This is a genomic window from Pseudundibacterium arcticum (assembly GCF_042646465.1).
Classification (GTDB): domain Bacteria; phylum Pseudomonadota; class Gammaproteobacteria; order Burkholderiales; family Burkholderiaceae_D; genus Undibacterium_A; species Undibacterium_A arcticum.
In genome coordinates this window covers 22,935-45,638 of the sequence record NZ_JBHRTP010000089.1, presented here as the reverse complement: position 1 = coordinate 45,638, position 22,704 = coordinate 22,935, and the positions used below count along the sequence as shown (strand labels likewise).

At 56.0% G+C, this 22,704-nt stretch carries 20 protein-coding genes; 14 read left to right on the top strand and 6 right to left on the bottom strand.

The annotated features are described in order from the left end of the window. Nucleotides 1-563 (bottom strand): PAS domain-containing protein (locus ACFOFO_RS23090; RefSeq protein ID WP_390333014.1); only part of this gene is annotated, 563 nt, incomplete at its 3' end. A 593-nt stretch (nt 564-1,156) separates the two neighbouring features. On the opposite strand from ACFOFO_RS23090, the gene ACFOFO_RS23085 reads away from it, so the two are divergent. From ACFOFO_RS23085 to ACFOFO_RS23055, 7 genes are all read left to right on the top strand, one after another. Then, on the top strand, nt 1,157-2,419 hold the full coding sequence (locus ACFOFO_RS23085; RefSeq protein WP_390323924.1) for an exonuclease SbcCD subunit D C-terminal domain-containing protein: 1,263 nt from the start codon (nt 1,157-1,159) through the stop codon (nt 2,417-2,419). Further along, nucleotides 2,416-6,282, top strand: coding sequence for an AAA family ATPase (locus ACFOFO_RS23080; protein ID WP_390323923.1), 3,867 nt, complete (start codon nt 2,416-2,418; stop codon nt 6,280-6,282). Before ACFOFO_RS23085 ends, ACFOFO_RS23080 begins: the two co-directional genes overlap by 4 nt. 115 nt (nt 6,283-6,397) lie before the next feature. After that, on the top strand, nt 6,398-7,165 hold the full coding sequence (locus ACFOFO_RS23075; RefSeq protein WP_390333012.1) for a putative phage abortive infection protein: 768 nt from the start codon (nt 6,398-6,400) through the stop codon (nt 7,163-7,165). Further along, on the top strand, nt 7,141-8,154 hold the full coding sequence (locus tag ACFOFO_RS23070; protein ID WP_390333009.1) for an IS30 family transposase: 1,014 nt from the start codon (nt 7,141-7,143) through the stop codon (nt 8,152-8,154). The genes ACFOFO_RS23075 and ACFOFO_RS23070 overlap by 25 nt, the downstream gene beginning before the upstream one ends. A gap of 516 nt (nt 8,155-8,670) precedes the next feature. Continuing rightward, complete coding sequence (locus ACFOFO_RS23065; protein WP_390333007.1) at nt 8,671-9,513, top strand: DUF2971 domain-containing protein; 843 nt, start codon at nt 8,671-8,673, stop codon at nt 9,511-9,513. A 602-nt stretch (nt 9,514-10,115) separates the two neighbouring features. Next, nucleotides 10,116-10,886, top strand: a complete 771-nt coding sequence (locus ACFOFO_RS23060) for a hypothetical protein (protein ID WP_390323919.1) — start codon at nt 10,116-10,118, stop codon at nt 10,884-10,886. Between the two features lie 772 nt (nt 10,887-11,658). After that, nucleotides 11,659-12,348, top strand: a complete 690-nt coding sequence (locus ACFOFO_RS23055; protein WP_390323916.1) for a DUF4197 domain-containing protein — start codon at nt 11,659-11,661, stop codon at nt 12,346-12,348. A gap of 366 nt (nt 12,349-12,714) precedes the next feature. On the opposite strand, the gene ACFOFO_RS23050 is transcribed toward ACFOFO_RS23055, so the two are convergent. Together ACFOFO_RS23050 and ACFOFO_RS23045 are read right to left on the bottom strand one after the other, a co-directional pair. Further along, nucleotides 12,715-12,930, bottom strand: a complete 216-nt coding sequence (locus ACFOFO_RS23050; RefSeq protein ID WP_390323915.1) for a VOC family protein — start codon at nt 12,928-12,930, stop codon at nt 12,715-12,717. A 439-nt stretch (nt 12,931-13,369) separates the two neighbouring features. Next, entirely contained in the window at nt 13,370-13,987 is a 618-nt protein-coding gene (locus ACFOFO_RS23045; RefSeq protein ID WP_390323913.1) for a TetR/AcrR family transcriptional regulator, read from the bottom strand. Between the two features lie 136 nt (nt 13,988-14,123). Here ACFOFO_RS23045 and ACFOFO_RS23040 point away from each other — a divergent pair, with 136 nt between their 5' ends. Further along, a complete protein-coding gene (locus ACFOFO_RS23040; RefSeq protein WP_390333005.1) occupies nt 14,124-15,155 on the top strand; it encodes an MBL fold metallo-hydrolase in 1,032 nt (343 codons plus the stop codon). A 622-nt stretch (nt 15,156-15,777) separates the two neighbouring features. Here the strand turns inward: ACFOFO_RS23040 and ACFOFO_RS23035 are convergent. From ACFOFO_RS23035 to ACFOFO_RS23025, 3 genes are all read right to left on the bottom strand, one after another. Beyond that, a complete protein-coding gene (locus ACFOFO_RS23035) occupies nt 15,778-16,314 on the bottom strand; it encodes a peptidylprolyl isomerase (protein WP_390333002.1) in 537 nt (178 codons plus the stop codon). A gap of 404 nt (nt 16,315-16,718) precedes the next feature. Next, nucleotides 16,719-17,369: a glutathione S-transferase family protein gene (locus ACFOFO_RS23030; protein ID WP_390323911.1), complete on the bottom strand. Its 651-nt coding sequence runs from the start codon at nt 17,367-17,369 to the stop codon at nt 16,719-16,721. Between the two features lie 255 nt (nt 17,370-17,624). Next, nucleotides 17,625-17,864, bottom strand: coding sequence for a hypothetical protein (locus tag ACFOFO_RS23025; protein WP_390323909.1), 240 nt, complete (start codon nt 17,862-17,864; stop codon nt 17,625-17,627). Nucleotides 17,865-18,335: 471 nt separating this feature from the next. Here ACFOFO_RS23025 and ACFOFO_RS23020 point away from each other — a divergent pair, with 471 nt between their 5' ends. From ACFOFO_RS23020 to ACFOFO_RS22995, 6 genes are all read left to right on the top strand, one after another. After that, nucleotides 18,336-18,905 carry a hypothetical protein gene (locus ACFOFO_RS23020; RefSeq protein ID WP_390323908.1) on the top strand — a complete coding sequence of 190 codons (570 nt, stop codon included), beginning with the start codon at nt 18,336-18,338 and terminating at the stop codon, nt 18,903-18,905. A 226-nt stretch (nt 18,906-19,131) separates the two neighbouring features. Continuing rightward, complete coding sequence (locus ACFOFO_RS23015; protein WP_390333000.1) at nt 19,132-19,821, top strand: hypothetical protein; 690 nt, start codon at nt 19,132-19,134, stop codon at nt 19,819-19,821. 273 nt (nt 19,822-20,094) lie between these two features. Then, complete coding sequence (locus ACFOFO_RS23010) at nt 20,095-20,799, top strand: dioxygenase family protein (protein ID WP_390332998.1); 705 nt, start codon at nt 20,095-20,097, stop codon at nt 20,797-20,799. A gap of 302 nt (nt 20,800-21,101) precedes the next feature. After that, nucleotides 21,102-21,566 (top strand): DUF3617 domain-containing protein, encoded by a 465-nt coding sequence (locus ACFOFO_RS23005; protein ID WP_390323903.1) that lies wholly within the window; start codon nt 21,102-21,104, stop codon nt 21,564-21,566. A 250-nt stretch (nt 21,567-21,816) separates the two neighbouring features. Then, entirely contained in the window at nt 21,817-21,990 is a 174-nt protein-coding gene (locus ACFOFO_RS23000; RefSeq protein WP_390323902.1) for a DUF6726 family protein, read from the top strand. Nucleotides 21,991-21,998: 8 nt separating this feature from the next. Next, a complete protein-coding gene (locus ACFOFO_RS22995; RefSeq protein ID WP_390323900.1) occupies nt 21,999-22,613 on the top strand; it encodes a DUF1003 domain-containing protein in 615 nt (204 codons plus the stop codon). Nucleotides 22,614-22,704 lie beyond the last annotated feature (91 nt).

Genomic DNA, 22,704 nt, shown 5'->3' with positions numbered 1-22,704 from the left:
GGCGTCGGCGGCGGGGAATCGGACGCCATCAGCTGCGTGAAACCGAGGATCGCATTCAGCGGACTGCGCAGCTCATGGCTCATGCCGGAAAGGAAATCCGATTTCGCGCGGTTCGCGCTTTCGGCTGCGGCCTCCGCCTGCTTTTGGTCCTCGATATCGGTGCTGGTCCCGACCCAGTTGACAATATGTCCATTGGCGTCTTTGACCGGCACTCCCCGGGCAAGATGCCATCGATAGGTGCCATCGGAGGCCCTTTTCAAGCGGTATTCACCTTCATAAGCTTCACCGTTCTCTAATGCGCGCGTCCTGCGATCGAGGAAAGCTTGCAAATCATCCGGGTGGAATATTAGACTCCGAAAATCCCCGCTTTGGATTTGTTCCAAAGTGAGTCCGGTATAGGTGATGAACCGTTGGTTGACGTACTCGTACCTGCCATCCGGATTGGCTGTCCACAGGTTTTGGGGAATCGCATCGGCAAGCGATCTGAAGCGTCGTTCGCCCTCATCAATTTCGCCCGCTAAGGAGGGCAATTTTCCCGGGGCATTGGTATGTTGTTTTCGCATGTTCGCCTACCTGAATAAGCGTAAATCACCTTGTTTGGCACCGCGCCCACGCTTTGCGAGCCGGGGCCCGCCGACCAAGGCGCCGTACAGTTCCACCACCCCCCGCAAACGGCATTATTCACCCGTTCACCGATCACCGGATCTTGTACAGCATAGTGTGTGCGGTGATCCAGGACACGTCAAGCTGCGCGGACCAGCGCAAAGCGGATAGGCGCCCTGATGCGAGACCATCAGGCAGGCGGCCGAGAACGATTTCTGCGGGGGGCAGTTTGCTGGCGGGAAACAAGGTGCTAGCGGTGACCGAGGCCTGATGCCGGCAGTGGGTACACTGCACGCACGGCAGGCACACCTGGAGGCTATTATTGATATTTATATAAATCGTGACATCACCACAGCTCAGCCTGCTGCCAACATGCCATGATGATGGACGCGCGGTGCTGCGCACTCTTGAGTATGTTGCGAGCAGTCACCCGCATCTTGAGGTGCGAAACGTGGCCGAAGTCGCAGCGGACGAAGTTCACTTCCCGATCTAACGGCCAATACAATACATCACCACATTCCCACCGTACAAACGGCGATAAAAGGACACCACCTTGCGCTTCATCCACACCTCGGACTGGCATCTGGGCCAGACCCTGCATAACTTCGAACGCGGCTTCGAGCATCAGTGCTTCCTGGACTGGCTGCTCGACACCATCGCTGTCGAACAGGCGGAAGGCCTGCTGATCTCCGGCGACATCTTCGACAATGCGAACCCGTCCGCCGCCTCGCAAAAGCAGCTGTACCGTTTCCTGCAGCAGGCCAAGATGCGCGTGCCGCATCTGAACATCGTCATCATCGCCGGCAACCACGATTCACCGGGACGGCTGGAAGCGCCGGGGCCGCTGCTGGAAACCTTGGACGCGACCGTGATCGGCTTCGTGCCGCGCCTGCCGAACGGCGCGATCGACCTCGCACGGCTGGTGGTGCCGCTGAAAAACCGGCTGGGCGAGACCGCCGCCTGGTGCCTGGCAATCCCCTTCCTGCGCCCCGGCGACGTGCCGCGCGTTGAGAAAAATGCAGAGACAAATACGGAGACCGAGGCCGATCCCTATATGGAAGGCATCGCGCTGCTGTACCGTCAGGCGCTGGACCATGCGTTGAGCCTGCGCCAGCCCGGCCAGGCGATCATCGCGCTGGGCCACTGCCACATGGTCGGCGGCGAAATTTCGGCAGACTCCGAGCGCCGCATCGTCATCGGCGGCACCGAGGCGCTGCCGGCCGGCATCTTCGACGCGGCAATAGCCTATGCCGCACTGGGTCATCTGCACCTGGCGCAAAGCGTCGGCAAGCAAGCGCACCTGCGCTATTGCGGCAGCCCGCTGCCGATGTCGTTTGCCGAAGTCGGCTACCCGCACCAAGTGCTGCGCGTCGATCTGCATGGCGAAGCGGCTGCCGACATCACCGCCCTGCCGGTGCCGCGTGCGGTCGAACTGCTGCGCGTGCCGAAACAGCCGGCGCCGCTGGACGACGTGCTCGCTGCGTTGGCAGCTTTGGCCCTGCCGGCCAATGACGACCCGCAACGGCAACCGTATCTGGAAGTGCGCATCCGCCTCGACGCGCCCGAACCCGGCCTGCGCGCCCGCGTCGAAGCGGCACTGGAAGGCAAACAGGTGCGCCTCGCCAAGATTGAAACCAGCTTCACGCCAAAGAATGTCAGCAACACCGCGCTGGCATCGCTGGAGCAACTGGAACGGCTGCAACCGGACGACATCTTCAACCGGCTGTATCGCAGCAAATACGACGACGACGCGCCTGCCGAGCTGCGCGCGGCCTTTGCCGAATTGATGCTGACGCCAAGCGAGGCGGCAGCATGAAAATCCTCGCAATCCGTGGCAAGAACCTGGCCTCGCTGGCGGGCGAGTTTGAAGTCGATTTCGAGCAGGAACCGCTAAAATCTGCCGGCCTGTTCGCCATTTCCGGCCCGACCGGCGCCGGCAAAAGCACCCTGCTCGACGCGCTCTGCATGGCGCTGTATGAAAGCACGCCGCGCCTGCTAAAGGCCGGCAACAAAACGCTACCCGACGTCGGCGACTTCATCGTCACGCAGCAGGACGCGCGTAACCTGTTGCGGCGCGGCGCCGCAGAAGGCCATGCCGAAGTCGATTTTGTCGGTAACGACGGCATCGGCTACCGCGCCCGCTGGAGCGTGCGGCGCGCCCGCGGCAAAGCGGAAGGCAGCCTGCAAAAAACCGGCATGAGCCTGAAACAATTGCCCGACCTGCAGCCCATCGGCGGCACCAACAAGGAAGTCTTGGCCGAAATCGTCCAACGCATCGGCCTCTCGTTCGAACAATTCACGCGCGCGGTGCTGCTGGCGCAAAACGAATTTTCCGCCTTCCTGAAGGCCGACGACAACGAACGCGGCGAGCTGCTCGAAACCCTCACCGGCAGCGCCATCTACAGCACCCTGTCGCAACGCGCCTATGCCCGCGCCAAGCAGGAACAGCTTGAACTGCAGCGCATCAATGACCGTCTGGCCGACCAGAAACCTTTGAGCGACGAAGCGCGCAGCCAGCTGGAACAGGACAGCAGCGCCGCCAGCGCCGCCGTCGCCGCGCTCGACCTGCGCAAGACCAGACTCGATGCCCAACTGCGCTGGCATCAGGACGACGACAAATTCCAGCAAAACGCACAACTGGCGCACGCGCAATTGCAGCAAAGGCAAGCGGACCAACAAGCCGCCGCAGCGCGCCGCACCGACCTGCAGCGGGTCGAATCGGTGCAAGCCGCGCGCCCGCTGGTGGCCGAGGTCGACCGGCTGGCGCGCAGCATCGCCCAGGACCATGGCGCGATCGCCGAGTGCCAGACCAAGCTGGCCAGCGCCGACCAAACCCGCCAGCAAGCCGATGCCGCGCTGGAGATCGCGCAACGCACGCTGATTGATGCCGAGCAGGCACAAGGCGTCGCCGCCCCCGCGCTGGATCAGGCCAAGGCGCTCGACGCCCGTATCGACACCTTGCTGCCGGCGCATCGCGTGGCGCAACAGGCGCAAGCCGACGCCGACAAAGCCGCCTCACTCGCGCAACAAGACCGCCAAGCCAAACAGGCCGAACTCAGCGCCGCGCAACAAGAGCTGCAGGCCACCGAGCATTGGCTGGCGCAACACGCGCCGCTGCAAACGCTGTCGGAAAATTGGCCGCGCTGGGACATACTCCTCAAACAGTCATGCACTCACCGCAATGAAATATTGCATCATGAAGCCATACTGGCAAGTATTGCGCAAAACGAAGCAAAACAGAACGCGCTGCTCGACGCAACGGCCAACGCACTCGCTGCAGCCGGCACCGCACTGGCAGCAGCTGACACGCAGCGCCATCACGCCACACAACAACACGCCAGCATCGACATCAGCGCGCTGCAGGCACGCAAACAAAGCGCCGACACCCGCCGCGACCAACTAGTCAGCGCCGAGCATCTGTGGCGCACACTGGCCGAACAGCAGACCCGCCAGCAAGCGCTGGATGTGCAATCCCGAGACAGCCAGCAAGCCGCCGTGCAAGCCGATGCGGCGCTGGCCAAAGTCAGCGCACAGATTCCGACACTCACCGCCGCACTGGCGCAAGCCGAGCGCTCGCTGAAAGGCGCCGAAGCCGCCTGCGCCGACAGCGTCGAAACCCTGCGCGCCGCGCTGGAGATTGATGCGCCCTGCCCGGTCTGCGGTGCCATCGAACATCCGTACAGCATAGCCAACCCGCAGCTGCACGCGATGCTCGCCAGCCTGCAAGCCGAAGTGGCAAACTGCCGCCAGCAAACCCAGCACGCGCAACAGCAGCAAGCCACCCACATCGCGGACGCCGCCAGCCACCGCCGCCAGCTCGGCGCGATCGCGCAAGAACAGCAGCAATTGCACGCCGCCATCCAGCGCCAGCGCCAGGACTGGCAAGCGCATCCAATTGCAGCGGAACTGGTCGGTATCGAAGCCACGGAACAAGCCGACTGGTTCGCCAGCCAGCGCGCCACCGTGCAGGCGCAACTGCTCAGCATCAACCAGATCGATGCCGCGTGGCGCAGCGCCGCGGAAGCCAAGGACCAAGCCCAGACCGCGTTCGACCGCGCCACGGCAGACCACAACAAAAAGAAAGAAGCCGCCAGCGCCGCCCAGACCGCGCTAACCGAAACCAAGGCAAAACAACGGGCCGTCGCCGAACAATTAACCCAAAGCCAGCAACGCTTAAGCGCCAGCCTGGACCAACTCGACGCTGCCTTCGGGGCCTCGGATGGCGCCGAAAAAGGTCATGCCGATGGGCAAATCGGCTGGAGAAGCGACTGGCAGGCGGACCCGGAAGCCTTCCATGCCCAATGCGCGCAAAACGCCCAGCAATGGCTAACCCAGCGCAACGCCCGTGAGCAAAGCCAGCAACGCAGCGCCACCCTGACATTGGAACTCGCCGGATTGCTCGATACGCACACCAAGGCCGAGGCCGAGCGGCAACGCGCCAGCAGCGCCTTCGTCGCCAGCGATGCAGCGCTAAAAGCAATGCAAGCAGAGCGCCAGGCACTGTTCAACGGCCAGTCGGTGCAGAAAATCGAAGCGCAATTGGCCAGCGCGATTGCCGCCGCCAAAACCCTGTTGTCCCAGCACACCCAAGCCAGCAACGACGGCAAGCAGGCCCAGACCCGAACGTCCGAAGCGCTGGAGCAGGCCAAAGCGCGCCTGACCAGCCACAGCAGCGAAGCGCAGGCCGCCGCCGAACATTTGGCCGACTGGATCAACCGCGTTAATGTTGCAAAAAGTTCTGCCGACAGCGCCGACCCACTAAGCGCGGAGCAGCTGCACACGCTGCTGGCCCACCCCGCCGACTGGATCGCCAACGAGCGTGCTGCGCTGCATGCGATCGACGCCGCCGCCCAGCAAGCCGCCACCGTGCTGCAGGAGCGCAGCAGCCAAAGGCAAGCGCACCAACAACAGCGCCCGCCGCACGACGACGACACCGCCGGCACGGCCAACACGCCGGCTAAAGCCGACGCAGAAGCAGACAACAACACGCCCCAAGTTGCAGCCGACATCAACGCCAAGCCGATAGACGCACTGCAGCAAGCGCTGCACACTTTGGCCGCCGAACGCCAGAGCGCCCACGCCAAAGCCACCGAATTGCAACTGGCACTGGCACAAGACCAGGCGCGCCGCGCGCATGCCGCCGACATGCTCGGCACCATCGCCAAGCAGGAAGCGACACACCGGCTGTGGGCGCAACTGAACGAGCTGATCGGCGCCGCCGACGGCAAGAAATTCCGCAACTACGCGCAGCAATTCACACTCGACGTGCTGCTCGGCTACGCCAACCGCCACTTGAATGAACTGTCGCGCCGCTACCGGCTGCAACGCATCAACGACACGCTGGCGCTGATGGTGGTCGATCAGGACATGGGCGACGAACAGCGCTCGGTCCACTCGCTATCCGGCGGCGAATCCTTCCTGGTCTCGCTCGCGCTCGCGCTCGGCCTCGCATCGCTATCCTCCAACCGCGTGCGGGTCGAATCCCTGTTCATCGACGAAGGCTTTGGCAGCCTGGATGCCGACACCCTGCGCGTCGCGATGGATGCATTGGACGGCCTGCAATCGATGGGCCGCAAAGTCGGCGTGATCTCGCATGTGCAGGAAATGACGGAACGGATCGCGACCAGGATATTGGTGCAGAGGACGGCGGGGGGACGGAGTTTGGTGGGGGTTGGGTAGGTGAGCGCCTCAGGGGTTACGCTAATAAAGTGGACGAGTAGTTCCTGCAACTACTTCAATATAAAAAAATCCCTATGTTGGAAGTCCAGTGTTTTATCCAAAAAAGAGCTCAAAAATGAATACTGAAATCGAAATCGCAAATAAACAGCTTAAAAAGCAAACCAAAAATACATTGTTCGTGGCGTTAGCTTTCACAGGTATTTTGCCAATTTCGTACCTTGTTTGGTTCGGCATTATCAACAAGGTTCCAATGGAGACAAGCAACGCCGCGACATGGGGGGCATTCGGTGATTTTGTCGGTGGAATACTCAATCCACTAGTCGCCTTCTTTGCACTTTACTGGCTAACCAGATCGATCGAGATACAGCGAGAGGAGCTCAGCGCAACAAAAATAGAGCTAGCGCAGGCGAAGCTTGCTCAGCAGGACCAGGCAAGGACACTAGAGAAGCAACGCTTTGAGGACACGTTTTTCTCACTGTTGAACCAGCATAATGCGGTGCTCACATCATTTACCTCCGTCAATCCAAAAAACTCGGGCGGCAAGAGTGATGCCGAGTACATAAGAGATGCAATTTTTTGGAAAAAGTCTAGTCTTCAAGAGTCGAATGCAGCACTAAAGAAACACGATGATCGCTGCGGTCATTACTTCAGGATTCTCTATCAACTCCTCAAACTAATCGCCACTAGGAACCCTAATACGAGTTTTATCGGCCCATATAATGGTGCCAACATATTGAGCCCGACAGTATCCGATGATGAGAAACTCTATTCGAATATCGTCCGGGCATTTCTTAATATCGAGGTAACGCAGGGCGTTCTCAAAAACCAAGTGCAACACCTTTGCTGTAAGGTGCTGCCATGCCAAAAATCTACAAGCATTTGACCACCCAGGAGCGCGCCGTTGTCATGACCATGCGCACCGACCTGTGCTCCATCCGATCTATTGCTAAACGCCTTTGCCGTTCTCCCAGCACGATTGGCCGCGAACTCAAGCGCAGCAGCGGCGTGGGCGTCTACGATGCCAATCTGGCGCACCAGCAATGCCAAGCTCGCCGCATTGCGCCGCGCCGTGTTCTCAAACTGCACACGGACGGCGTCCTGTTTCGGGTAGTGCGCAATCAGCTCAATGAACTCTGGTCGCCGCAGCAAATTGCGCGGAAACTGCGGCTCCTATGGCCCAACAATCCGGAAAAATCCGTGTCCCACGAGACCATCTATAACGCCATCTATCTGCACCCGCGCGGCGAGCTCAAACGCGAACTGATTGCCTGCCTGCGCCACCATAATCAGACGCGCAAGCCGCGCAGCCGTGGCACCGACCGCCGCCAGATCCCAGACATGCAGAGCATCCATATCCGGCCGCCGGAGGTCGAGGATCGCCTCATCCCTGGGCACTGGGAGGGAGACCTGATCAAGGGCGCTGGCAACCGTTCCTCAGTGGGCACACTGGTCGAACGCACAACCGGCTTTGTGGTGCTCGCCAAGATGGATAACGCGACCACCAAGGCCGTGGTCGACAGCTTCGCTGCCGTGCTCAACCGGGAGCCTGCGGCCATGCGCAAGACCATGACCTACGATCAGGGCCGCGAGATGCACGGCCACAAAATCCTCACCGCACGCACCGGCGTCCAGATCTATTTCGCCGACCCGCACAGCCCCTGGCAGCGCGGCTCGAACGAAAATACCAATGGCTTGCTACGCCAGTACATGCCAAAGGGTTCCGACCTGTCAATCTACTCGCAGGAAGAGCTCGACGCCATCGCCCTGTCGCTCAACACACGCCCACGAGCAAGGCTCGGCTATGAGTCACCACTCGTCGTTTATACTCAGCACATCACGCTGCTACAACATTCGACAAACACTGTTCATTAACCCAGTGTTGCGCTTGGTAATTGAAACCGCCCAGCTTCTGGCTGTCAACTGCTATTGTCAGTCAGATAGCACTTATTGGAACTATAAGTGTTTAGTTGAGAGGTATGCTTTTCTAGAGCATATGCCGTTTGAAATTTCCAACTTGACCCCCGCTATGACCGACTTGAGCAATAGCGTTATTGTCCAGACTAAGGAATATTTTGATCGCCGAGCGTTTGGAAATAGTGAATTTCTAGAATAAATAAGAAGCCTCTAAGCCGCAAGGCCGTAAGCCGCAATTCATAAGGCGTCAATAAGCGCAGCGAATTGCGCCGCATGTTCCTAAACATACCTGCCAGTGTATTTTTAAAACCACACGCGATACGAGCGGGGACATGCCTATTTTTCTGACATCCCTATTTTTATAAAACCAAGAAGGCTGGACCGCGCAACTCATCAGCTTGCGGCGCTACATGGCTAATAATTTAAGAACCAATAGTTGACTCAGCGCTATTGATTATTTATATATAAAAAAATATGACCCAAAATATTTACAGGTATTTGTCATTAAACACTGAGAAGCATCTTGAATGGTTTTTAGGGTACCTGGAGGGACAAGCATATTTCTCCTCACCATTAAACTTTAATGACCCATTTGAAATGGGTGCCACAATATCACCACCAAGTATTGAAGCATTGATGATTGCGATTCCTGAAGTTCACGGCAATTACCTTTCAAAAAACAATCAAAGAAAAGTTGCAGAAAATGTACACTCTAAATTCAAATCAGATCCACAAAAAGTAGTTTCAGAAGAAAGAATGCAAAACATAGGTGTGATGTGCTTGAGTGAAGATAAAAATAACAAGCTTATGTGGTCCCACTACGCAGATTCCCATCGGGGAATATGCATAGGCTTCAGCACTGAATATCCTCCTTTTTCCCTAGCAAAGAAAGTGATTTACAGTAATCAAAGACCTGAAGTACCTTTTGCAAGAAGTGATACGTTATCCGCAGAAGTAATTGGAAAAATATTACTCACAAAATCTTTGGATTGGGAATACGAAAAAGAATGGCGAATTATCAAGAGAAAACTTAGCGAGAATGAAAAGCTATTTTACAAAGAGAGTCTAAATAAAAACTCTGATTCAATCGATGATATTGTTGACTTACTGGCAAATCATGACGGCCCAGGCTTATACAATTTCAATGAGTCAAGCATTAAAAGTATTTATTTTGGATCTAGAATTGATGAAAACAATAAAAAAACAATATTAAGTAGAGTTAATAAACTACCATTCAAAATTAAAATATTTCAATGTGAAATTGATAGAAGATATTTTCTTATTAATTTCAATAAAATTAATAAGAATGACAAATAAAGGCTGTAAGCCGCAATTCGTAAGGCGTCAATAAGCGCAGCGCATTGCGCCGCATGTTCCTAAACATACCTCACAGTGTATTTTTAAAACCACAAGCGATACGTGCGGGAACATACCTGGGTAGCCTCAAAAACCAAGTGCAACACCTTATACTGTAAGGTGCTGCCATGTCAAAAAGTTATAATCATTTAACTGATACTCCCATTTTTTTATAAAACCATGAAGGTTTGACGGCGCAATTCATCCGCCGCACGCACGTCATCAGCTTGCGGCGCAATGCGCTTCGCTTATTGCGCCCTATAGACTATTATTTATTGCCATAACGCATTCAATCGCAAATGACCATCTTGGGTTTTTCAGACATTCATGATGTTAGGAATTAGATGCAATCCATATCAGGCTCTTTGAAGGAGATAGTTCTCCGCGCAATTCCTCCTTTGAGCGTAAGAGCAGATGGCCAACTCACCATGCCGCGCTCGTATGGTGTCTATGCGCTACCGGCTACCGCTGGGACAACTCGGCGTTTCCGTGTCGGGAATCATCCAATCCGTATGCGTGAGCTTGAGCATGCGTTTTCTTGCTGTACTTTGGAGTATTTATTCTTGTCCAAGGCCGATGCCGTGAAAGTGGCATCGGCACTAAATGCCGGTGAGACTGAATTATTCAGTCCAACAGAACAAAGCTGCGCTGTTGTTGCATCGCCTGAATTCGAATATTTTCCATCGAAGAGCAAATACCTCGTTCATCCAAGTCCGGAACTGAATGCATTGTTCGCTCATAAACCATATCAAGGAGCCGCACCTGAGCGAGCACGCTTTCTATTTATCGGTCTGGATGCAAACTATGACGCAGAGATAGAAACGAAGCCGATCTTCTCGAAGGTTCGCGAGTACCACGACGATGGTGTCGCATTCTGGCGCAAGCATGGTGTTCATCACCCGTTCTTGCTCCCCGAGTATTCAGGTGACGGCCGACGTTACCATCAGAGTTTCTCGCGCATCGGCTTTGGTCCAGAGCATGCAGACTTGGTATCGTTCATCGAGTTGCTTCACGTCCCTACCGTAGGTCGCAACATTTTGGCTGCGAACAACCTCGACGCAACGCACCTGAACATGTTGAACGCCGCAATACTTGGAGGGAACCCCACGCACATTTTCATTCCCCGCAGTGTCGCCGGCTTGATGCGCGCCACAGGTGTTTTCCCCTGGTTAGCGAAGGTGCCGCAAGAACAAGCAGGATCACTGGACCTCTTATTTCGCACAGGTACAAAAACGGTATATTCACATCTGCATTTTTCGGCTTACGGAAAATTTACGCAACGAAAGGCGCAAGAGGCCACGGCAATACGCGCTCTGCTACCGCGATTTTCTTAAGGCCGTAAGCCGCAGCGAATACGGGGTCAAGGCCGTAAGGCGCAATTCGTAAGGCCGTAAGGCGTACCCCGTAGGGCGTCAATAAGCGCAGCGCATTGCGCCGCATGTGGTGCGTGTGCGTCGCGACGAACGTGGCATTTGGCAGCGCCGTCATTGGGAACATCTGAATCGTGACGACCACGATTTTTCCGCGTACATGGATTACGTCCATATCAATCCGCTCAAGCATGGCTTGGCTCGCAAGGTGATTGACTGGCCGTATTCGACGTTTCACCTGTTGGCAGGTCAAGGCGTTTGACCTGCAGATCGGGCTGGCGGCGATTAAGGTCAGGCGAATTATCAGGAGTAGGCATGCGGCGCGATGCGCTGCGCTTATTGACGCCCTACGAACGTATTGCCGCTTGTAACGATTGGCGCAATGGTGACGCAGATTCCATGTCGGCATGGGCCTCTACAGAGCCCACCATCGATGCCGGATATACGACTGCAGGTTTATCCTTCATGCCAAGTCTATCGATCAGCTCGGTAGGTTGGGCTACAAAGCCCAACATTTGGTACGCATAGATTTCGCTACCGAATGTTGGGCTTCGCAAGCTCAGCACCAACCTACCGATAGCCCACGTACGCGGTATTGTTTAAATTGAAAAGACGCGCCACGTCGCCATCCACATCGCAGGCATGAGCGATTGCTACGCGATCCGCGGGCATCGGGTATATTTTCCAATCTTATTCAGCGCGCATACCGCGTCATGTCAACGAACTGGAGTCCGCCATGCCAATACGTCTTTCCGCAAAATCACTGTTCTTACCGCTGTGCCTGGTTGCATCGGGCGCGCTGGCGTTTTCGTTGGCAGATCTGTCGAATCAGGATGCCAGCAGCGGCCTGAAGGCAGCGCTGGAAAAGGGTTCGGTTGCGGCGGTTGCCAAACTCGGTGTCGAAAATGGTTTCCTGAATAACGACAAGGTGAAGATCCAGTTGCCGGGGATACTGGAACAGGCACGGCCGTTGTTGAAGATGACCGGTCGTGGCCAACACCTGGATGACTTGGTGGTGTCGATGAATCGCGCGGCCGAGGCGGCGGTGCCGATGGCCAAACCGCTGCTGCTCAAGGCAGTGAAGTCAATGTCGGTGACCGATGCAAAAAATATCCTGACTGGCGGCGACACCTCGGTCACCCAATTTTTTCGTGAAAAGACGTCCGACCAGCTCAGCGTCACGTTCCTGCCTGTGGTGAAGAAGGTCACCGACCGCTCCGGCCTGTCCGCCCAGTACAACGGCGTGATGGGTCAGATATCGAAGCTGGGCCTGGGACAACAGCAAGCCACCGTTGAAAGCTATGTAACGCAACGCACGCTAGATGGCCTGTATACGATGATCGGAGAGGAAGAAAAAGCGATTCGCCAGGATCCGATCGGCAGTGGTAGCAAGATCATCGGCAAGGTTTTCGGGGCGTTGCGTTGAATCGATTGCATCGCTGAATTTTCTTACCGAAAAAATACACGCTGGAATAACGACGCCGTGTTGCGTAGATGAAGACTTTAAGCCGCAATTCGTAAGGTAATTAGCGCAGCGCTTGCAAGCGGATACCGTTCCGCAGGCGCCGGGCAGTGCCCCACGAAATCCCTGCTGCACCATTGCGCCGCATGCTCCCCAAACATACCTCCCTGTGTATTTTTAAAAGCACAGGAAATACCTGCGGGAGCATGCCTATTTTTGCTGATACTCCCCTATTTTTTTGCAAAACCATGAAGATCGGACGGCACCGAGGTCGTCATGGGCTGTCCGCCTGATTTGATGGGTTAGGCGGCGCCAGCATAGGTCAAAGAGTCAGCGCGTCGGCCGCGCATAGCTGACTGTCAGCATCTCCCACTGGTGCCCGTCGGGCTCGTTCCAGTAGATATTGCCAAATTGCGTGTTGACCTGCATATCCACGGGGCCGCGTACCGTGCTGCGATACTTGATTCCAGCCGCCTTGATGCGCCCAAGAATGGCATCGAACTCTTCCTGTCCGACGCGAAAGCAGAAGTGGTAGATAGGATTCATCCGTTTCTATGAAGTCGAGCGTCAATCCATCATTAACGTAGACAGGGGCAAATGGCCCTTCTCCCGTTTCTGCCCAAGCCACCCCAAGAAGCTCGGCCAGGAGCTTTGCAGAAGCAGTCTTGTTGCGTGATGGCACTATGGTGTGATCGAGATGAATGGTCATCGCAGATATCCTGATTCTCGTATGGTCGGCGAACGCTCACTCGCGAGTGCCGCCACTTGATGGTCGTCAGTTTAGTAGCATCCGGCGCACTTGCATTGATCAAATACATGAACGTGGGCGCGGGGACCTTGAGCAATTGCACCGGCCAAGCGCTGCTGAAATCACAGGTGGCAGCCTGCTCGCCGGGCTCATGGGCGAAATTCGCATCGTCCATGCTGCGCTCGAGTCATAGTTAGCCCATCGTTCCTTCATGCATCGCTTTCAGGACAACCCGCCTCAGCTTGCTTTAGTCCAGAAATAACCCAGGAACATATCCACTGCAGTTTGCACGACTGCCGCTTGCTGGGGCTCATCGAGCGGCGCTTGTCCCATCGCGATCTGCGGCCAGAAGGCGAAAGCCTTCAATTGCCCTTGCAGCAGATGCGCGGCGAACTCCGGGTCCACTGACTTAAGTTTTCCATCGGCCTGCGCGGCGCGTATCCAGGCAGTGACGCCTTCTTCGCGTTTATCCATGCGGGCTATCATTTCCTTGGCACGTTCCGGTGAATGGATGGTCGCTGCGATGGCTACCCTGGCCAGGTCCATGAAATATGCATCGTTCAGCATGCGCATTTTTTGCTGCATCAATTCCAGCAACTGCGCGCGCAAGGGCACGTCTGCCCGATAGCAGAGCTCGGTGATAGCAGCGCTGCTTTCCCAAAGCTGCTGCAAGATCGCCGCGAACAAATCGTCTTTGCTGGGGAAATGGTTGTACACGGTACGTTTGGAGACTGCGGCACTGGCGGCGATCTTGTCCATGCTGGTGGCCTCGAAGCCGTGGCTGCGGAATTCAGTGATGGCGGCCTGCAATATGGCTTCGCGCTTGCGATCGGTCAGGCGTTGTGGATTTAACATTGTATGGGTCGAGGCGGGGCCTTTATTCAGGATGCAATTATTTTACACTGAGGAGTTTACTTTTTGGCGAGTGCAAACTATACTTCACGAAACTACACTGTGCAGTGTAATTTATATTCATAGGAGATTGACCATCATGGCTACCGGCGTACTCACTGCTTGTAACACTCCTCGCTACTCTGAATCGCCACAGCAAGAAGCGGGCAAATTCAAAAATCCGGCGGCCAAGCACAAGCCCGGCTTCGCGAAAACCGTGCAACTGATATGGCAATTCATTTTTAATAAACCGGCCAATACCGTGCCGGCCCAGCCCATACCGGTACAGGCATTGAGCCGGGCAGCTTTGCTGGCGGCACCGGACCGCTCCTTGTATCGCCTTGGGCATTCGACCATGCTGCTGAAATTGCGCGGCGAGTTCTGGCTGACCGATCCGGTATTTTCCGAGCGCGCTTCACCGGTGCAGTGGATGGGGCCGCAGCGCTTCCATCAAACACCTATCGGCATCGCCGATTTGCCGCCTGTTAAAGGCGTGATACTGTCGCACGACCATTACGACCATCTGGACTACGCTGCCATCATGCAACTGGCCGACAAGGTAGAGCATTTCCTGACGCCACTGGGCGTGGGCGATACGCTGATCAAATGGGGGGTCCCGGCTGCCAAAGTGCAGCAACTCGATTGGTGGCAATCTACCAGCATCGCTGGACTGCAATTGGTGGCGACGCCCTCGCAGCATTTTTCAGGGCGCGGACTGTTTGACGGCAATCAGACCCTGTGGGCTTCCTGGGTGATACAGGATGGCGATATGCGGGTGTTCTTCAGCGGCGATACCGGCTATTTCGACGGTTTCAAAGCCATAGGCGAAAAATACGGCCCGTTCGACGTCACCTTGATGGAGACCGGCGCCTACGGCCAAGACTGGCCCGACATCCATATGCAGCCGGAGCAGACTTTGCAGGCGCACCTGGATTTGCGCGGCAAGCACCTTATGCCTATCCATAACGGCACTTTCGACCTTGCCATGCACGCCTGGCAAGAGCCATTTGACCGCATCGTCACGCTGGCGGAACAGGCCGGCGTGGCCATGAGCACGCCGCAGATGGGTGAACAGCTGGACCTGGTTCAACCGCAACCTGGCCAGCGCTGGTGGCAGCGATATGCTGAATAAGGCCCGAAAGCCGCGCGCCGTAAGCATGCGGCGCAATGGTGTAGCAGGGGTTTCGTGGGGCACTGCCCCACGCCTGCGAAACGGTATCCGCATGCAAGCGGATATGCGCCCTGCAAGGGCTGCGCTTATTGACGCCCTACAACTTAGCGTTACGGTCTTAATACACGCCCACAAGGCCGTAAGACGTAATTCGTAGGACGGCTTGCGGCGCGATGCATTTAGGACGGTAAGGCGCACACTTTAAGCATGCGGCGCAATGCGCTGCGCTTATTGACGCCCTACGAGTTGCGTCTACGGATTTGATACATCCCAGTGTATTTTTGAAGCCGCAATCAATACGTGCGGGAACGTCCTGTTTTAACCGATACTCCCACGTTTTGTTACAAGCCATTGAGGCAAGAGCGTTGAAAACTGTCAGACGTACCGTAGGGCGTCAATAAGCGCAGCGCATTGCGCCGCACGCCGCATAAGCGACGTCGTTAGCTTGAGGAAAGAGAACTGAGTCAGGTAAATCACGCAGGTCAGGCAGTAGTTGTGCCGACGGACTTACCCGCCGCGTGGGCACGGAAGCGTGCCCACGCCACGATACGCGAAGGCAGTGATTGCCCCCGTTATTGACGCGTTAAGCCGCGTTCGGCTTGAGGTTGGGGAATTTTTTGTCGATGATCTGATTCCACTTTGTCAGCTTGTCTTCGACCTGCTTCATCAACTCGGAAGCATCGCCTTCAATCGTCACTTTTTCGATGATGTCATCCTTGGCGATACTGTTGACCACTTTCTGGTCTTCGCTGCTGACCACGGCGCCGAACACGGTGTGCTTGCCGTCGAGATGCGGCGTCGGGCCGTGGGTGATGAAGAACTGGCTGCCGTTGCTGGCCGGTCCGGAGTTGGCCATCGACAATATTCCGGCCTTGTCATGACGCAGTCCTTTCGCAAATTCATCTTCAAAATCATAGCCAGGGCCACCCGTTCCAGTGCCTTGCGGGCAGCCGCCCTGGATCATGAAATTGGCGATGACGCGATGAAACTTGAGCCCGTTGTAGTATCCGCGATTAGCGAGGTTGACGAAGCTGGCAACCGTGACCGGTGTCTGATCAGCAAAAAGGGTGATGTTGATAGTGCCCTTGCTGGTTTCCATGATGGCTTTTAAGGTAGTCATTTTTCTCTTTCTGTGTTGCGGGTTGGTGTATTGATGGGGTATGACTGATAGAGGGCAGACGAGGTTGTCAGCACTGCATTGCGCCCTGCCCTCCATTATTCCTTATTTATCGACCCGGCACTCATTGCGAGGAAGGAAGCTGATGGCCGCGAACTTGCCATCGACCGTTGCCGGGTCTGGCTGAAGTCAGGCTAAAGTCAGGCTCATCTTGCACGCACAATCACGTTCGTGAGGCGCAATTCGTAGTGGGTCAATCAGCGCACGACGATTTACGCCTTACGGTCTTGAACGCTGACACAGCCTCAATTTTTGTCTGGATTGCGGGGCCACAACGATGGAGAACAATCGCGCGACCAAAGCAAGAGCAACAACCCATCCTGCTGACTGGCTGCAGGCCATCCCCCTCACGACGACTTCCAATGTGGCGGGTAGGTCCTGGCGAAATAAGGCAGCGCCTCCACGCGTTGCATCCACGCGCCAAGCTTCGGACCGACGGCGCTGCGCAGCGCCAGGTCGGGTTTTCGGAGTTCCATGCGTAGCGCAAGGGCAATCAGCGGGTAAAGCGTAAAATCCGCCGCCCCGGCGCCCTCGACCAGGAAATCGCTGTTGAGCGCGCACTCGAAATGGGCGAGTTCTTGCGCGAATGTGTCTCGAGCGTGCGCAATCGCTGCCCCGTTCCATTCGGCAGCCGGCTTGAACAGGATCTCGTCGACCATCGCTTCCAGCGCCCGTGCCAGGTACTCATCGGCTTCGCGCACCAGGCGCCGGACCAACGCCCGCGACTTCGCCCCGGGTGGAAATAACCGGCCGCCCGAATCGGGATAGGTATCTTCCAGATATTCCAAGATCGCCGCCGACTCGTATAGCGCGAAGCCGTGGTCCACGATCACCGGCACCTTGTGCCGCGGGTTGAGGACCAGGAACTCCGGTTTCTGCAGGTCGCCCGCGGAGAAGGAAAGCATTTTCAGATCGTAAGCCAATGCCTTGTGTTCAAGCGCCAGCCATACTCGCCATGCATAGGGGGAACCAGAGGCGCAGTGGAACTCGATTTCCATCTCCCAACTCCTGTAAGGGGCTCGCGTTCAAGTTTAACGAGCCAAGGTGAGCGGCGGGCCGGCACCGGCGCCGACCGAAACCCCGAAGTTTCAAGATAGCACACGCTGACGAAAAGGCAGTGGTCGGCCTCTCCTGGCTGGGCCTTTCCTGGCTGGGCCGGTCTTGGCTGGGCCCCACCGAGCCACCTACTGCGAGTTGGGTGCGCCATACGCACCATGGATGCATAACGCTGGCCCTATTCCAGCATCGGCTTGTCAGGCCTCATCGATCTTGCGGTACAAACGCGCCAGCTCCACTTCCAGGCTATTCTTCGGCAAGACGGTGCCACCCCGCCCATACCAGTATGTTGCGTTGCCGATATCGCCTTCTACCCGATGTAGATAACCATGAATCTGGCAAGACAATTCGTCGGAATGAGACTGCACCAATACGTGGGCCGCATCCCATTTTCCTGCGTTAGCTAAATCCAGTGCTTTTTTGTAATCACACGCCATATCACGCTCCAATGTCCAAAGTCTAATGTGGGAATACAGGCACGCTAACGTGCCCATCTTCAATTGCAGGTTATCCCCTACCGCCATTCACAGCGATCAGTTTCTTGAATTTGGGCCGCGGCATTGAGCTTCAACTCAAGCGACCGCTTCACCAAAGGCCATTCCGCGCCAGTTACCTATCTTTCTTGCGGCACTAAATTGCCATAAAAACCTGCAGGCCAACTTAGTTGCATTTTATCAATCTTATCGGTCCTGTAAGATCAGCGATTCGCTATAAGCATTAGCGCTTGCGCACAGCGGAGCTATCGCGGTAATGGTGCCGTTTTCACGCAGCAAAGAACATAAAGGCAAACTCGCAGCGCGCTTTTGACATTGTGCTGCGATTGACGCCGGAGGCTTGAGTTTGCGCATTGTTTATTTAGCCTGCGGGAATAAAATTCAAATTGTTCAGTTCCGGTACCGGAGAATAATATGAATAGGTTTCTGCACAATCGAGTGGCAATCCGCTCAAAGGGATGGATCACTGCGGCGCTGTTCGTTGCCCTCGCCGGTTGCAGCTTTGGACATCTGAAGGGGCCGCAGAATGCGGGCTTTTCCGGCCATGAGCTGTTCGACGGGAAGCGCGCCGGGAATAGCGTGACAGGCGTGGTCTTTGCGGGTACGGACAATAAGGCCTGTGATTGCTGGACGAACGACAGCACTGGCGGCACCTGGACCGCGAGCATCAATTACAAAGGCCAAGGCGGACTCGGTTCCGCCGTGACTGTCGTGGGCGGCAGTTGGTCCTGGCTGCACGCTGACGGCACCATTCAGACGGGCCGGATCACGGGCGGTGCGGTCACGTGGCCGGCGGCACTGGACTCCAACGCGATGGGTTGCGGCAAAGGGGTGGCGCGCTTTTCCATCACGCTGTCGCTGGCGGGCCAATCGGATGGCGGCAGCTTTAAAGGTTGTCTCGATGACACCCATCTCGACCCGAGACAGCAGCCGTTTGTCTTCCCGTTCAAGATCTGGGGCACGCTAAACCTCGCGCTCAATTAGCCAGCCTTATCCTGGGTTGGTGGGTGCGCCATGCGCTCTGCTTCAGCCTGGCAGCACGTAGCGCGTAGGTTGGGCTGGAAAGCCCAACATTTGGACCTTACAACGTTTTCGCCAACACTCCAGGGTGCGCTTCACCGACTTGCTATTGAAACCGCATCGGCTAGACTAAAAATTTGATTCAGACGCTGCCAGCAAGAATAACCGCGAAAAACAACAGGAGACTGCCATGCGCACCCCGATCAGATTACCGCTACTTGCCTGCGCCGCTACGGCCCTGTTGGGCCTGTTGACAGCTTGTTCGCAGATGCAGAGTTCGGCGCAAAGCCAGGGCCAAAATCCGATGACGTTCTTTGTCAGTAGCAGCAACCCCGGCAAGGGTGGCGATCTGGGGGGCTTGGCGGGTGCGGATCAGCATTGCCAGGCGCTGGCCAATGCAGTTGGTGCCGGCAGCGGCCATACCTGGCATGCCTATCTCAGCACCAGCGCCACTGCGGGTGCGCCTGCAGTCAATGCGCGCGACCGCATCGGGTCGGGGCCGTGGCAAAACGCCAAGGGTGTGGTCATTGGCAGCAGCGTTGATGAACTGCACAGCAGCAACAAGATTGACAAGCAGACGGCTGTCACTGAAAAAGGCGAAGTGGTCAATGGCCGTGGCGATAAGCCCAATATGCACGACATGCTGACCGGATCACAGCCCGACGGCCGGGCTATAGAGGGCGACGCGGACATGACCTGCGGCAACTGGACCAAGAGCGGCGAAGGCGCAGCCATGCTCGGCCATCATGACCGCCTCGGCCTGAAAGACGACGAAGCATCCAGATCGTGGAACGCTGCCCATCCGTCCAAGGGCTGCAGCCTCGATGCGCTGGCCAGCACCGGCAGTGCGGGCTTGCTGTATTGTTTTGCAGTCAAGTAAGTCCGTAGGACATATCCCGTAGCGCGTCAAGCGCGAAGCATATTGCGCCGCATGTTTGATATTTGCCTGATACTACATATACATCCTGGTGTATTTTTAAAGGCACAATAAAAACGTGCGCAAACCTGCATGTTTTAACGAATACCCCCTGTTTTTTTCAAATCAACGCGGCGTCGTGGCGGCATCCTGCGCATCGATTCGTCTCAGCACGATGGCAACTTCGACGGTTTTTTCGACTCTCAGATCAAGTGACGAACAATCAAGGGCAATGCGATGCCTGACGCCGAAACCGCACCATCCGAACCGCGCCAATCGCTGCCGCGTGATAGGGATGATAGTAAAAATAAGCGCCGCACCTTGCTGAACGGTCTGTTGCTCGGTGCGCTGGCATACAACGCGCACGGGGCATGGGCGCAAAGCCTGATCACGACGCCGGCGCAGACGGAAGGCCCGTTCTACCCTGACAAGCTGCCGCTCGATCAGGATAACGATTTGCTCATCATTAACGGGCACAAGACGCGCGCCGCGGGCGAGATTACCCATTTGACCGGGCGCATTCTCGATCTGCACGGCAATCCCTTGGGCGGGGTGGTGATTGAAATCTGGCAGGTCGATCACAACGGCCATTACATTCATTCGGCCGATGCCAGCGCCAGAAACGATGCTAATTTCCAGGGTTTTGGCCGCTTCGAGACCGGCCGGACCGGCGAATACCTCTTCCGCACTATCAAGCCGGTGCCGTATCCCGGCCGCACGCCGCATATCCACGTCAAGTTGCGCAAGGGCGGCCGGGAATTGCTGACCACCCAGCTGTACGTGCAGGGTCACCCGCTAAACGAACGCGATGGCGTATTGCGCAGCATCCGCGACCCCAGGCAGCGGGCGTCGGTGATGGTGCCGTTTTTACCCAGCCAGGAACATCAGGGCGAACTCGCAGCACGCATTGACATTGTGCTGGGCTTGACGCCGCAGGCTTGAGGCAGGAGCGCAAGAGCGTTTCATCAGGTATGCCGGTAGCCGAATCCCGGATTGCATTGGCGTTCATGCGCATGCATCAAAGCGCATTCTCCCCCTTGAACTTGGCGTTCTCACGCCGAGCCGCGTCGACTATTGGTATCCGCTTTGGTGCGACCAAAAGGTGACATTCACGGAGTCGCCTGCCTCGCCCGATAATTACATATGGCAACAATAAACATTGTGTGAATCCGACAATATTCTGAACTTCCTCGGTGATGCGCTCTCTGAAAGTTGTGTCACATCAATTGCCTTCAGGAGATTTAATGCGCAGGACCCTTGCTCCCCTTGTTTTCGTATCCGCATTGTTGGTGTCAACTGCAAACGCGGCAGACCACCACATGCGCCCCGGATTATGGGAAATGACAACGACGTCAGATCTGTTGAACCTGGTGCCGCTGATTCCGCCAGATCAAATGCAAAATTTGATGGCCCTGGCCAAACAGAACGGATTTGAGCTACCCGACATTCAAAATGGCGCAGCAATGTCCAAGGCTTGCGTTACCCAGGCAATGGCGGACCAAAAGAACCCGCTCGATTTTTATCAAAATCGATCAGGATGTACTGCTAAGAACGCGAGCCATATCGGAAACAAATACAGAATGGACTTCGTTTGTTCCAGCGCCAGGCTGAAGGGGAATGGCACCGCGGAAGGAACTCTCACGAGCCCGGAAAGCTTCTCAGGGCGAACTGAATTCGATGGCCTTGTGCAAGGCAATCCCGTTCAATGAGCATGCCGATATCAGCGGTCGATGGATCAGTGCAAGCTGCGGAACGGTGAAACCACCGCAATGATCGCGCATATCCGTAACGGGCCCTGCACGAACGGCGCATCAAGCATCGCGATCGCTACAAATAAGATTCCATTCCTTCGTTTTGCATGCAAAGCCCTTCATTGAGGCAATACAACGACCAAATCCCGCTTGAGAAGCGAAAATCTGCGTAACTTCACTCAATCACACGTAAATTGCTTCCTGGATGATGACTATCATAAAAACTATAATTTGCGCGCTGCTAATCCCGCTGATATTGTCTGGTTGCGGTGTCTTGGCCGCGCCATGTCGAATAGCGTCTGCCGGCCTCAAGATGGTGCCTCTGATTGGACATATTGCGGCGGCACCTACCGATGTGTGTGCCGCGGTAATTGACCCCTAACCTGGCTAATGAACACTAAAACACCCCCTTCGACGGCCGCACCTGCAGATACCCCGGCGCAATCATCTGCACGGGATCTGGATCCGATTGGCCAAAATATCGAAAGCATTCTGGCGTTCTACTTGGACGAAGAACAACATATCACTCGCTCCCAGCGAACGCTCGAAACCATCAGCGGTTCTCTGGGACGCCCGTTGTATCTTGGTGCCATTGTGCTTTTTGTCGTGCTCTGGATATTGGCTAATGTCTGGTTGCACCAGTTGGGTTTCGCGACCGTTGATCCACCGCCATTTCCTTGGCTGCAAGGCATTGTCGGACTAGGCGCGTTTTTGACCATGATAGTGGTTCTGATTAAGCAAAACCGTCTGGCCAAGCTTGAGGAACGGCGAACGTATCTGGAACTACAGGTAAATTTGCTAACCGAACAGAAAACTACCAAACTAATTAACCTGATAGAAGAGTTGCGACGCGATTTACCTATCAAAGATCGCCACGATCCCGAGGCGACGGCATATCAGCAGCCGACCGATCCTAAATCGGTCCTTGCTGCGCTGGACGAGCGGCTCGCAACGGGGGAGCGCGCACCAGATCTCACAGAAAATAAAAAGAAAGAAAGCGAATAACGCGGATCTACACTCCTGGAACGTTCCGCATTTCCAAGTGAGCAGGCGACCAGCCACGCTCTCATGCAGGTTTGCTCAATCAAGCACTGCC